The organism is Streptomyces sp. NPDC104371 (genome assembly GCF_055583785.1).
Map to the genome: position 1 here is coordinate 1,131,232 of NZ_JBVJNF010000001.1, position 12,880 is coordinate 1,144,111.

Below are 12,880 nucleotides of genomic sequence, written 5' to 3' on the forward strand. Positions count from 1 at the left end.
CGAGGTGAAATGAGGGGTATGGACGAGCAATCACCGATCGCCGCGACCCTGGCCCAGGTCGGCCCCCGCCTCAGGCGCATCCGGGCCCAGCGCGGCGTGACCCTGTCGGCGTTGGCCGAGGCCACGGGCATCTCCAAGAGCACGCTGTCGAGGCTGGAGTCGGGCCAGCGCCGCCCGAGCCTGGAACTGCTGCTGCCCATCGCGCAGGCCCACCAGGTCCCCCTGGACGAACTCGTCGGGGCACCCGAGGTCGGCGACCCGCGCATCCGCCTCAGACCCCGCGTCCACAAGGGCCGCACGACGATCTCGCTGTCGGCCCAGCCCGGTGGCCTGCAAGCCTGGAAGTCGATCATCCCCGCGGACCAGAACCGGCCCGAGCCGGTCACGCACGAGGGATACGAGTGGCTGTACGTCCTGTCCGGACGTCTGCGGCTCATCCTGGCCGACCACGACCTGATCATGGGACCGGGCGAGGCCGCCGAGTTCGACACCCGCCTCCCGCACTGGTTCGGCCCCGCGGGCGACTCCCCCGTGGAGATCCTCAACCTCTTCGGGCCGCAGGGAGAACGCGTCCATGTCCGGGCCAAGCCCCGTACCCGTACGGATCCGACACCCGCCCCGCATTGACAGTGCGCGGTCAAAGTAGTTCTCCTATATGGGAGCGCTCCCACACTCGCGGTCGGTACTCCACCCACCCCTGTCCCGGAGGCAACCATGCACCCGCGCACCCTCGTCACGCGATTACGGCATCGGCCCTGGACATGGGCGGCACTTGCGGCCTTCTCGGCCCTCGGGCTGCTGCTGTCCGCCGTCATCGCGGCACCCCCCAGCAGCGCCGCGGACTCCGGCTGCCGGGTCGACTACACCGTCAACCAGTGGTCCGGCGGCTACACCGCCGCCATCAAGGTCACCAACCTCGGCCCGGCGATCACCAGTTGGCGTCTGACCTGGACGTACGGCGGTGACCAGCAGGTGACTTCGGCCTGGAACGCCACCGCCTCCCAGAGCGGCGAGGCCGTCACCGTCACGGACGCCGGATGGAACGGCGGCCTGGCGACGGGCGGTTCGGCCGACTTCGGCGTCCAGGGGACCTATCAGTCCGCCAACCCCACGCCCACCGACTTCGCGGTCAACGGCGTGGCCTGCGACGGCACCACGACGCCGACCGATCCGGGAACCCCGCCCACGACACCTCCGACCACCCCGCCGCCGACGACTCCGCCGCCCGGCGGTGACTGCGGTGGTGCCGTGCTCTGCTCCGGGTTCGAGGACCAGAGCGGCTCCACACCCTCCGGCGCCTGGCAGTTCGCGGCACCTGACTGCCAGGGCACCGGCACGGTCACGGTCGACACCTCCGTCGCGCACAGCGGCGGCAAGTCGATGCGGGTGGACGGCAAGGCGGGTTACTGCAACCACGCCTTCGTCGCCGCGACAGCGAACCTGTCGTCGGTGGGTCCCCTGTACATCCGTCTGTGGGTACGGCACACCACCGCGCTCCCCGCCGGGCATGTCGCCTTCGTCTCCCTGCCCGACAGCTCCCAGGGCGGCAAGGCCCTGCGCATCGGCGGCCAGAACAGCGCCCTGCAGTGGAACCGCGAGATCGACGACGCCACCCTGCCCGCGCAGAGCCCGGCCGGTGTCGCGCAGAGCAAGCCGCTGCCGACCGGCAGTTGGCAGTGCCTGCGATTCATGATCGACACATCGAACGGCAACCTCGACACCTGGCTGGGCGACCAGCAGGTGCCCGGCCTGCACGCGGACGGCGTCCCCACCCCGGACATCGACCAGCAGTGGCTGTCCCGCACCACCGCACCGCGCCCCACCGGCCTGCGCCTCGGCTGGGAGAGCTACGGCGGCGGTGACGACACGCTGTGGTTCGACGACGTGGCCGTCGGCTCCTCGCCGATCAGTTGCTGACCGAACCAGTGTCAACCTCCCCTTGCCGGGGTCGACTTGGGAAACGAACTTGATCCAACCCCTTGTCCCGCCGCGCGTCCGCACCGAAGAATGCGCACGGCAACATCGGCTACAGACGTCACATCCGGCGTCGGCAAGGGGGCTTCACCCAATGTCACCCGCAGCACCGATGACACGCACGACACGTCGTTCTCCGAGGATCGGCAAGGCGCTCACCGGCGCGGTGTTCGCGCTCGCCCTGGCGGGCGCGGGCGCGGCACCCGCCGTCGCGCAGACCGCGGGCGGCGACGCCGGTACCCGCGCGAGACCGAACGACGCGCCCGTCACGTTCGCCGGTACCGTCGCGCTCAGCAACTGTTCCGGCTCTGTCGTGCGCACCCCGCAGTCGCGGCCCGACGACCCCGCGCTCGTCATGTCCAACGGGCACTGCATCGAGAGCGGCTTCCCGAAGGCCGGCGAGGTCATCGTGGACCAGCCGTCCACGCGTACGTTCAAGCTCCTCGACGCGGACGCCGGGGTGCTCGGCACGCTCCAGGCCGACCAGATCTCGTACGCGACGATGACCGACACCGATGTCTCGCTGTACCGGACGACCACCACCTACGCCGAGATCGAGAGCAAGTACCACGTACGGCCCCTGCTGCTCGACCCGCGCCACCCGCGCAAGAACACCAAGATCACTGTGGTGTCCGGGTACTGGAAGGAGCAGTACAAGTGCTCCGTCGACGGGTTCGTGGACCAGCTCAAGGAGTACTGGTGGACCTGGAAGGACTCGGTGCGCTACACACCCTCCTGCCACACCATCGGCGGCACCTCCGGCTCCCCGGTGATCGACGACCACACCGGACGTGTGATCGCCGTCAACAACACCGGTAACGACGACGGCGAGCAGTGCACGCTCAACAACCCCTGCGAGGTCGACCGCAAGGGACGTATCACCGTCCGCCAGGGCACACACTACGCGCAGGAGACGTACGGGATCGTGCCGTGCGTCGTCGACGGCAGCCAGCTCGACCTGAACCGCAAGGGATGTCAACTCCCCAAGCCGCAGGCCTAGTCCGTAGAGACGGCCGCCGTACGGAGCTGCCCGCGGGCACATCTGTACGGCGGCCGTCCGCGTTGACGGACCACCCGGCGATCGGCACGTGCGGGATGCCCACCGGCAGGGGCGAGCCGCGTTCTGCGCGCGTCAGGACCAGCCCCGCGCGCTTCAGGATCAGCCCTGTCCGTCGTACCGGCACATCGGTCGAATGACCGATGCGCGGCACCGGGGTGACATCGCAGAGTCGCTCCCACCCCGAGTGCGCCCCGGGGTGTCCCGCCGTCCACCCGCGTCCTGCCCGGGAGTTGCCTTGCCCGCCTTCGCCGACCTGGTCTTCGTCAACGGCTCCGTGCTGACCGTGAACGCCGACTTCGCCATCGCCTCCGCCCTCGCCGTCACCGGGGACACCATCACCGCTGTCGGGAGTCGCGACGAGATCGACGCCCTGACGGGCCCGGACACCCGCGTCGTCGACCTGAAGGGCGGCACGCTGCTGCCCGGCATCAACGACTCCCACCTCCACGGCTGTGCCTTCGGTGTCGCCTCGCCCCCGCTCTCGCTCGACCTCGGCCACCCCGCCGTGGAGTCGATCGCGGACATCACCGAAGCGGTTCGGCGGGCCGCCGAGCGCACCCCGCCCGGTCAGTGGATCACGGGCATCGGCTGGGACCCCGGCTATCTCGCCGAGTGTGTGGCCGACCCCTCGCGGCTGCCGACCCGCCACGACCTCGACGCGGTCAGCCCGCACCACCCGGTCCTGTTGCAGGACTTCTCCGGGCACGCCTGCTGGGTGAACTCCGCCGCGCTCCGGCGCGCGGGGGTGGACCGGGCGACCTCGGCGCCTCCTGGCGGGGTCATCGTCACGGACGCGTCCGGAGAACCCACCGGGCTGCTGCGGGAAGGCGCCCAGGTGAGTGTCCAGCGGGTGCTGCCCCCGCTCACCCGGGAGAGCCGGACCACGGCGATCCGCTCGACGCTGGCGCACCTGCGCGCGCTCGGCATCACCAGTTACACCGAGCCGGGCCTCGGCCCCGGCGGTGAGCAGATCATGGGCGGTGCACTGGCCGGGGAGACCCTCGATGTCTACCGGCGGCTGCTGGCCGACGGCGAACTCACCGCCCGTGTCAGTGTGTTGCTCCTGCCGGTCGGCATGTCCGGCACCGGGGCGGACTTCGCCCGCGCCCTGGACGGGATGGACGTGTCGGCGAGCGAGGACCCGCGTCGGCTCAACGTCATCGGCGTGAAGATCTTCGCCGACGGCATCCCGCCGAACAAGACGGCGTGGATGCACGAGGCGTATCTCGGCGGCGGCTGCGGCGCGCTGTGCGTGGCCGGTGAGACCGACGACGAGCGGGTCGCCGAGGTCCGCGAGATGGTGCGGCACGCGCACGCGGCCGGTTACCAGGTCGGTGTCCATGTGACCGGGGACCGGGGCATCGACACCGTCGTCGACGCCTTCGAGGCCGCCGCCGAGGCGCATCCTCGTCCCGACGCCCGGCACTACGTCATCCACGGCGACTTCCTCACCGCCCGCAGCATGAAGCGGTTGGCCGAGCACGGGTTCGGGGCCAACATGAACCCCACCATCAAGTGGACGATCGCCGACCTGGAGGAGGAACTCGTCGGCCCGGAGCGGGCCGCGTACGAGTGGCCCTACCGCGACGCCATCGACGCGGGGGTCACCGTGGCGAGCAGTTCCGACGCACCGGTCACGCTCCCCGACTGGCGGCAGGGCATCGCCACCATGCTGCTGCGCGAGTCGAAGGCCAAGGGCCGGGTCAGCGGTCCCGATCAGCGCATCACCCTCGCCGAGGCCGTACGCACCTACACGGCGGGCGGCGCGTGGCAGGACTTCGCGGACGGCTGGAAGGGCACGCTGGAGGCCGGGAAGGTCGCCGACCTGTGCGTGCTGGGCGGCGACCTGCTGAGCGCCGATCCGCATGACATCCCGAAGCTGCCGGTGACGCTGACGGTGCTCGGCGGTGAGATCGTGCACGACCTCCGCACCGGCTGAACAGGCGTTGACGGAGGTCGCGCGGCCGTCGATGCTACGCGGATGGAGGCAGTGGCTTCGATGGAGACGGTCCTGGAGGCGGCGCTGCGGGTGCGCGATGCCGCGGTACGGGGCACGTACGAGGCCGGGAGCGCCCACGCGGTGCTCTCGGCGCTGTCCGAGGTGGTCGACTGCGACCACGCGTGCCTGGCCCGCTGGGATCCCGTACGGCGCCGCCATGTCAGCCTGGCGAACAGCTACCCGGAGCGGGCGCGGGAGTACCTGAGCAACGGGCTGCACGAGGATCCGCTGTTCGCTCTGGTGCGCCGCCCCGGTGGGCTGCTGTGGCTGCATGACGTGCCGGAGGGCCTGCGGTGCGCCTCCACCGTCATCCGCGATGTCATCGAACCGTCCGGGTTCGAGGACGGTGTGACCCAGTGCCTGTTCTCCCCGGACGGCCGCTACGTGGGGGTGCTGAACCTCAGCATGAAGGGGCGGCGGCGACAGCTCCGGCCCACCGACCATGTCCTGGCCCTGCTCGACGACTGCCTGGCGGCGGCCGTGGATGTCCTCGTACCGCCAGGCCCCATAGGCCCGGCGGCGGACGCCCCGGCCGAAGTGTGGACGCTGGCCGTGCCGGACCCGCCGCGGGCGGCCCCGCTGCCCCTCGGCGGTCGGGTCCCGGCCTGGCTCGGTGACGTGGCGCCGCTGGGCGATGTCGTACGGCGCGCGTCCGTGCGGCGGACCCTGCCCGCCACGATCCTCGTGCCGCACGGGCCACGGCTGCTCGAACTGCGGCTCGCCCGCCGGGGCGCGGCGACACTCGCCGAGTGCCGCCGCGTGGTGCCCCCGGCCGGTCTCTCGCCGCGTGAACTGGACGTCCTGGCCGAGCTGACCACCGGACTCACCAACCGGGAGATCGCCGAACGCCTCTTCGTGAGCACGCGCACCGTCGCCACGCATGTCGAGCACATCCTCACCAAGCTCGACGCCCCCAACCGCGTGGCGGCCGCGAGCCGCGCCACGGCCTGGGGGCTGGAGCCGAAGGCGCCGCGGGTTCAGTGCTCGCAGAGGGAGAATTCCCGTTCGTAGAGCTGCTCGTTGTGTTCGTCGACGAAGAACTTGCGTTCCCGCATGAGCTGTTCGCGGTAGTTCCTGGCCTGCTCGAGCGTCATGGTCGAGGTGTCGGCCCAGGGCTGTTGCGGCGGCACATCGGATGTCGAGCAGATCTTCTGTTCCGGGTCGACCAGGAAGAACGCGAGGATCTTGCGGTATCCAGGGCGGGTCGGGTCCTGGAGGCGGAACGAACCGACGCGGTGCTGCAGGATGTTCGGGAACGCCAGGCAGCGGCCCGCCGGGGTCGATGCCGATCCCAGCACCTGGTTCAGCGCGTCCTCGTCCTCCAGGCCGTAGACGTCACGCACACCGTCGTCGTCGTTCTGTTCGTAGGACGGGTCGTCGACCGCCGCCCGGAAGCTCAGCCTGCTCTCGGTGATGTTCTCGCTGTCCCAGTAGTAGATGCCGGTCGAGACGATCCGCTCGTTCATCATCCCCTCGACATGCCAGGAACCACCGGCGTACTCCGGCTTGTCCGGGGTGAGTTGAAGGGTGGCGAGCTTGACGATGACCTGAAGACCGCGGCCTCGCAGGTCGACCCGGGCGGATTCGTCGGGCAGTTCGGGCGCGGCGAAGGCCGGGGCGTCCGGGATGTCCGGAACGCGGTTGTCCCACCATTCGTCCTGGGCCTTGTCCCATACGCGGACGGCTTCCGCGTGGGCCTCGTCATCGCTGTAGGAGGACTTCTCCGGATACTCCGGCTCCGAGTCGTCGTACCACCCGAAGGGATCGGCCTCGATCCGCGGCGGCCGAGGATGGCGCAGATCGGTGAGCACGTTCTCCAGCAGCGGACGCAGACGCGCGAACAAGTCCGGCAGCACGGAGGCCAGTTCGCGGTGGGTCTCGGGGTGGACGTTGTTGACGTACGAACGGAAGGTGACATCACCGTCGTCACTGACGTCGACATCCGTGGGCAGCCACTGGAACTTCTCCGAGAACTCATGCCGTGAGGAGTGGTCCGTCGGGTTCCGCCACGCCTGCTCGGGCGCCCCGCTCGCCTCCCTCACCAGGCAGAACAGTGAGGGATGCACCAGATCCAGCACTTGGCCGTCGGATCCGGGATGCCAGTCCCGCTCGTCCTCGGGAACCTCTTCCAGAACCCGGACCGCCTCACGCAGCCGGGACCGGAGCGTGTCGTCGATCAGTGTGTCCGACTGCCACACCCCGTCGACGGCGGACACCTCGACACCGGTTCGTGGGTCCCGCAGTGCGGCGTAATGCGCGAGTTCGGCGAGCACGTAACTCACCTGCGCCTCGGTGAGGCCCTGGGCGATCGCTTCTTGCGTCCACCTGGCGACGATGTCGGCATCGTTCATCTTCTCGAACCACCCCGGCTTCGCCCGGATATGGGCGCTGCACTCCATCATCTCAAGTTCCCGCAGCGTCCGGGGCTTCGCCAACGCTATGGAACGGGATGCTTCGAAGGGCAGCGGGAACGCGGACAGGCCGTTCAACTCTCTTGATCCTTCCAGTCGGTGTGCGGTGGCTGGAAGGGTAGGCGAACGGACTGACAACACGGCCGTGGCCGCGGCGGGCTCCCCGCGGCGACCGTGGCACCGCGCCGCCGTTCTCGACGGGAACGGACGGAGTCCCCCGCCGTCGACTAGGTGGCGGACGGGACGAGGTGACACGATCCAAGGCGCGGTTCGGCCACGATGGGCGACCTGCGGGAGATCGATCGTGCAGCGAGCGGAGAGAAGGAACGAATGCCCACCCCTGAAGACCATGGCGACACATCACGCGCGCCCGCGCAGACGGTGGCCGACCGGGTGCGCCGTGCGCAGGACTCCTTCTCGGCCGGTGAGCGGAAGATCGCGAAGGCGCTGCTCGGCCGCTATCCGGCCGCAGGGCTGGAGTCGACCTCGGCACTCGCCGCGCGGGCCGGTGCGAGCGCTCCGACCGTGGTGCGTTTCGTGGCCCGCCTCGGGTTCGCCGGCTACCGGGACTTCCAGGCGGCGCTGCGCGACGAGGTACAGGCGCGGAGGGCCTCGCCGTTGACGCTGCCCGCGATGATCACGGACGCCTCGAACACGTCGGAACTGGTCGAGGTGGCGGCCGATGTGGGCTGTGCCGCCTTGAAGCAGACCTTCGCCGCGCTGCCGGCCGAGGACTTCGAGCGGGCCACGGAGCTGCTGTGTGACACGTCGAGGCGCATCGTGGGCTTCGGCGGGCGGTTCACCTCCATGCTGGCGGAGTATCTCGATCTGCATCTGCGGCTGATGCGCCCGGACACGCTGCTGCATGTGCGGGGGCCGGGACGCGACGAGGGCCTGGCGGCCGATCTGGGGCCACGGGACGTGTGTGTGGTCTTCGATCTGAGGCGGTATCAGCGGGGCACCGTCGAGTTGGCGCGCTTCGCCCATGGGCGTGGGGCGACCGTCGTGCTGGTCACCGACCCGTGGTTGTCACCGGTCGCGCAGTTCGCGGACGTCGTGCTGCCCACTCGGGTGGAGGCGCCCAGCCCGTTCGACAGCCTGGTGGCACCCCTGGCGCTGACGGAGGCGCTGGTGGCCGCTGTGCAGGCGCGGCTCGGGGCTGCCGCGACCCAGCGGATGCGCGCGGTCGACGACGCGCTCGCGGACCTGGAACTCGGGTCTGAAGCGGACCTGGGCTGAGGGCCTGAACAGGACGTGGACTGAGGAGCAGAGCGGGTCTCCGGAGCAGGCGAACACCCAGGAGTGAAACGACTGTTTCACCGTGGACAACCTATTGACGCCCCACCTGGAATGGATATTTCATGTCAGCGTCCGGGCCGTACGCAGCGGCCCCGCCCGCCAGGGAGCCTCCGTGCCAGCAGATCACCGGCCCCAACGCAAGCTCAGACTCTGGGAGGCCTGGGCGCTCTCCGTCGGCATGATGGGCCCGACGCTCGCCATGGGACTCAACGGCGCCGGGGTCGCGGGCTCGGTCGGCACCGCCGTCCCGCTCGTCTTCCTCCTCGGCCTGCTCGGCGTCGCCCTCGTCGGCTACGGGTTCTGGCGCCTGACGCGGCACATCAGCCACGCCGGCTCCGTATACGCCCTGGCCGGAAGCACCATCGGCCCGCGCGCCGGATTCTTCGGCGGATTCGCCCTGCTCGGAACGTACCTGGCCTTCCTCGCCTGCACCCTGGCCGCCACCGGCGTCTTCGTGCGCGCCTTCCTGGCCGCGCTCGGGATCCACGACAGCGGCCCCTGGATCGTCATCTCGCTGATCGCCGCGGTCGGTGTGACCGTCCTCAACTCACGTGACACCCGCATCACCGCGCGCGCACTTCTGCTGATCGAAGGCATCGGCATCCTGGCGATGCTGGTGCTGAGCGCCGTCGTCATGGTCCGCGTCGGCACCGGCAGCGCGCCCCGCGGCCAGGGCTTCGATCTGTCCCCCTTCACCACGGGAGGCCACAGCACGAGCGCCATCGTCAGCGCCACCGTGTTCGCCTTCCTCTCCTGGGCGGGGTTCGAGGCCTGCACGTCCTTGGGAGAGGAGACCGCCGACCCCAAGCGCAACATCCCCAGAGCGCTGGTCGGCAGCATCGTGCTCACCGGCATCCTGTACGTGGGCGTGATGTTCGCCGAGACCATCGGCTTCGGCACCGACGACCGCGGCATCGCCGCCTTCACCTCCGCCGAGTCGGCGCTGTCCACCCTCGCCGGGCAGTACATCGGTACCTGGTTCGCCCTGGTCATCGCCTTCACCGCAGCCGCCGCCGCGTTCGCCGGGGCGCTGTCCTCCTCAGCGGCTGCCTCGCGCCTGTGCTTCGCCCTGGCCCGGGACGGATTCGGCCCGCGCCGACTGGCCCGCACCCACCCGCGCACCCACGCCCCCGTCCCCGCGCTGCGCTCCACCGGCGTCATCGGCGTACTGCTGTGCGCCGCTGTCTGGGCCGCCGGAACCAGCGCCTTCGACACCTACTACTGGTTCGCCACCGTCGGAGTGCTCTGCCTCCTCGTCGCCTACGCGGTCGCCGGGGCGGGAGTCATCGCCTTCACACTCTCCGGCCGGGGCGGCATCCCCCGCTGGGAAGTGGTGGTGCCGCTCGCTGCCATCGCCTACCTCGTCTTCGTCTTCACCGAGCAGTCCACCGGCCAGGAGGCCCCCTACAGCTACTTCCCGTGGATAGCGGGCGTCTGGTGTCTGGCCGGAGCGGCCATCGTGGTTCTGGCCCCCGAGCGGGCCCAGCGCATCGGGGACAGCCTGCGCGCGGAACAGGCCGACGCGGCCGACGCCGACCCCGTCCAACCGGCACCGGCCGACCAGGCCCCCGGCGCGCCCTCGCCCCACCCCGCACAACCCACCGGCCTGTCCTCGTAGCCATGCCGCTCTCGCGAGCAACCTCCCGCACCACAGCACCCGTTCAGGAGCCGTCGATGTCCGATCCCGCCACCGTGTTCGTCGCGACCTGCGACCTGTCAGGACAGGTCAGAGGCCGTGCCGTGCCCCACTCCGACGAAGAGGACGTCCTGCGGAGCGGCACCGGCTGGGTCCCCGCCAACCTCGGCATCACGTCCTTCGGGCCCATCGCGCCCGGCGCCGCGTTCGGTTCCACCGGCGACCTTCGTCTGCTGCCCGCCGAGTCCACCCGGACCGACATCCCCGCGGACCCGGACGCCGGCAAGCCCGGTCTGCGCCTCTACCTCGCCGACCAGACACAGTTGGACGGCGAGCCCTGGGCCTGCTGTCCCCGCACGTTCCTGCGCACCGCTCTCGACGAACTGCGCGAGACGACGGGCCTGAGCGTCACCGCGTCCTTCGAGCACGAATTCACCCTTGAAGGCCTTCCCGCGACCCGCCCCTTCTCCCTGCAACGGCTGCGCGCCGCGGAGCCGTTCGGGTCCGACCTCCTCGCTCTCCTCGACGGGGCCGGGCTGCGGCCCGAGAACTGGCTGCCCGAGTACGGCGAGGACCAGTTCGAGATCACCCTGCGTCCCACGGACGCCCTCACCGCCGCCGACCGGGCCGTGCTGCTGCGGGAACTGGTCCGCGACCTCGCCACCCGACGAGGCCTGCGGGCCGGTTTCGCACCCCTGCCCGACCCCGACGGATCCGGCAACGGCGTCCATATCCACCTCAGCCTCCAGGACGCCGACGGACGTCCCGTCCTCTACGACCCCACGCAACCCGGCAGCCTGTCCGAACCGGGCGTCCGCTTCGCCGCCGGTATCCTGCGCCACGCTCGCGCGCTCACGGCATGGACCGCGCCCAGCCCCACCTCGTACCTGCGACTGACCCCGCATCGCTGGAGCGCCGGCGGTGTCTATCTCGCCGAACGCGACCGCGAGGCCCTGCTGCGGATCTGCCCCACGTCCCGGCTCGGCGGAGGTGACTCCGCCCGCCAGTTCAACCTCGAGTACCGGGCGGCCGACGCCACCGCCAACCCCTGGCTGGCGCTCGGCGTACTCGTCCGCGCCGGGCTCGCGGGTCTGCACGGCGACCCGGCCGACTACCCGCGGCCGAAGGTGTGGCCGGAGAACGCCGACGCGAGCGATCTCGCCGCGGTGCCCGCGTTGCCGCGCACCCTGCCGGAGGCACTCCAGGCGCTGGAGGCCGACAAGGTCGCATGCTCCTGGTTCGACCCCGACCTGCTCACCACCCACCTCGCCGTCCGTCATGGTGAACTCGCCCATCTGGACGGCTTCGACGGCGATGCCGCCCGCGCCCGGGAGACCGCACGTGTCCACTGAAGCCCACCCCACGCTCGAAGCCGCGCTGCGTACCACGCCGCTCGTCGACCACCATGTCCACGGCGCGCTGCGCGGCGACACGGACCGTGCCGAGTTCGAGCTGATGCTCACCGAGTCCGACTGGCCCGCACCGCCCGGCACGACCCACCTCGACTCCCAGCTCGGCTTCGCGATCCGCCGCTGGTGCGCCCCGCTCCTGGACCTCGAACCGCATGCCTCGGCAGAGTCCTACCTGGCCGCCCGCGCCGCCCTCGGACCCGCCGAGGTCACGCGCCGCCTCCTGACCGCCGGCGGAATCGGCGACTACCTCGTCGAGACGGGACACAAGGGCGAGGCGATCCTCGGCGTGGCGGAGATGGCCGAGGCCTCCGGGCAAGCGGCCCATGAGGTCGTACGCCTCGAATCGGTACTGGAAGACGTCGCCCGTGGCGGAGCCACCGCCGCCGAACTCCCCGGACGGTTCCGTGCCGTGCTCGCCGAGCGAACCGCGACCGCGGTCGGTGTGAAGAGCATCATCGCCTACCGTCACGGCTTCGACTTCGACCCGGACCGCCCCACCGACGCCGAGACCGTGCGCGCCGCCGGGACCTGGCTGCGGGAAGCGGAAGCCACCGGGACGTACCGGGTGTCCGACCCCGTACTGCTGCGCTTCGCCCTGTGGACGGGCGTCGACCGCGGTCTGCCGATCCAGTTGCACGCCGGTTACGGCGACGCCGACGTGGAACTGCACCGCTGCGACCCGCTGTTGCTCACGCGGTTCATCAAGAACGTCCAGCCCCACGGCGTCGATCTGCTGCTCCTGCACTGCTATCCGTACCAGCGCGGCGCCGGTTACCTCGCGCAGATCTTCCCGCACGTCTATTTCGACGTCGGACTCGGCGTCAACTACACGGGCGCTCGCTCCGACGCGCTGATCGCCGAATCGCTCGAACTCGCTCCCTTCTCCAAGGTTCTCTTCTCGTCGGACGCGTGGGGCCCGCCCGAACTGCACTACCTGGGCGCCCTGCTCTGGCGTCGAGGGATGCGCCGCGCGCTCGGCCGGTGGGTCGAGGACGGGGACTGGCACCCCGATGAGGCCGCCCGCGTCGTCCGGCTGACCGGCCGGGACAACGCCCGGCGTGTCTACGGTCTGACGGAGGCCCGATGACC

10 protein-coding genes are annotated in these 12,880 nt (G+C 70.7%); 9 read left to right on the top strand and 1 reads right to left on the bottom strand.

The features are described 5' to 3' along the window. Positions 1-18 precede the first annotated feature (18 nt). The 5 genes from ACZ60T_RS05050 (at position 19) to ACZ60T_RS05070 (ending at position 6,044) form a co-directional block, all read left to right on the top strand. Entirely contained in the window at positions 19-627 is a 609-nt protein-coding gene (locus ACZ60T_RS05050) for a helix-turn-helix domain-containing protein (protein WP_469664485.1), read from the top strand. Between the two features lie 87 nt (positions 628-714). Further along, on the top strand, positions 715-1,917 hold the full coding sequence (locus tag ACZ60T_RS05055; RefSeq protein WP_469664487.1) for a cellulose-binding domain-containing protein: 1,203 nt from the start codon (positions 715-717) through the stop codon (positions 1,915-1,917). Positions 1,918-2,116: 199 nt separating this feature from the next. After that, entirely contained in the window at positions 2,117-2,974 is an 858-nt protein-coding gene (locus tag ACZ60T_RS05060) for a S1 family peptidase (RefSeq protein WP_365629974.1), read from the top strand. A gap of 295 nt (positions 2,975-3,269) precedes the next feature. Continuing rightward, complete coding sequence (locus ACZ60T_RS05065) at positions 3,270-4,973, top strand: amidohydrolase (protein WP_469664489.1); 1,704 nt, start codon at positions 3,270-3,272, stop codon at positions 4,971-4,973. A 42-nt stretch (positions 4,974-5,015) separates the two neighbouring features. Next, positions 5,016-6,044 (top strand): helix-turn-helix transcriptional regulator, encoded by a 1,029-nt coding sequence (locus tag ACZ60T_RS05070; RefSeq protein ID WP_469664491.1) that lies wholly within the window; start codon positions 5,016-5,018, stop codon positions 6,042-6,044. On the opposite strand, the gene ACZ60T_RS05075 is transcribed toward ACZ60T_RS05070, so the two are convergent. Further along, positions 6,011-7,522: a DUF4246 domain-containing protein gene (locus ACZ60T_RS05075; RefSeq protein ID WP_469664493.1), complete on the bottom strand. Its 1,512-nt coding sequence runs from the start codon at positions 7,520-7,522 to the stop codon at positions 6,011-6,013. The two genes, ACZ60T_RS05070 and ACZ60T_RS05075, sit on opposite strands and share 34 nt — an antisense overlap. A gap of 252 nt (positions 7,523-7,774) precedes the next feature. On the opposite strand from ACZ60T_RS05075, the gene ACZ60T_RS05080 reads away from it, so the two are divergent. The 4 genes from ACZ60T_RS05080 (at position 7,775) to ACZ60T_RS05095 (ending at position 12,878) form a co-directional block, all read left to right on the top strand. Further along, positions 7,775-8,683, top strand: coding sequence for a MurR/RpiR family transcriptional regulator (locus ACZ60T_RS05080; protein WP_365629509.1), 909 nt, complete (start codon positions 7,775-7,777; stop codon positions 8,681-8,683). Between the two features lie 172 nt (positions 8,684-8,855). Beyond that, a complete protein-coding gene (locus tag ACZ60T_RS05085; RefSeq protein WP_469664495.1) occupies positions 8,856-10,361 on the top strand; it encodes an APC family permease in 1,506 nt (501 codons plus the stop codon). A gap of 56 nt (positions 10,362-10,417) precedes the next feature. Further along, complete coding sequence (locus ACZ60T_RS05090) at positions 10,418-11,731, top strand: type I glutamate--ammonia ligase (protein WP_469664497.1); 1,314 nt, start codon at positions 10,418-10,420, stop codon at positions 11,729-11,731. Further along, positions 11,721-12,878 (top strand): amidohydrolase family protein, encoded by a 1,158-nt coding sequence (locus ACZ60T_RS05095; RefSeq protein ID WP_469664499.1) that lies wholly within the window; start codon positions 11,721-11,723, stop codon positions 12,876-12,878. Before ACZ60T_RS05090 ends, ACZ60T_RS05095 begins: the two co-directional genes overlap by 11 nt. The last annotated feature ends 2 nt before the right edge of the window (positions 12,879-12,880 follow it).

Excerpts from the sequence above, each read along its gene's own strand:
- ACZ60T_RS05050 (WP_469664485.1), top strand. The coding sequence starts at position 19 with ATGGACGAGCAATCACCGATCGCCGCGACCCTGGCCCAGGTCGGCCCC.
- ACZ60T_RS05055 (WP_469664487.1), top strand. The coding sequence starts at position 715 with ATGCACCCGCGCACCCTCGTCACGCGATTACGGCATCGGCCCTGGACA.
- ACZ60T_RS05070 (WP_469664491.1), top strand. The coding sequence starts at position 5,016 with ATGGAGGCAGTGGCTTCGATGGAGACGGTCCTGGAGGCGGCGCTGCGG.
- ACZ60T_RS05080 (WP_365629509.1), top strand. The coding sequence starts at position 7,775 with ATGCCCACCCCTGAAGACCATGGCGACACATCACGCGCGCCCGCGCAG.
- ACZ60T_RS05090 (WP_469664497.1), top strand. The coding sequence starts at position 10,418 with ATGTCCGATCCCGCCACCGTGTTCGTCGCGACCTGCGACCTGTCAGGA.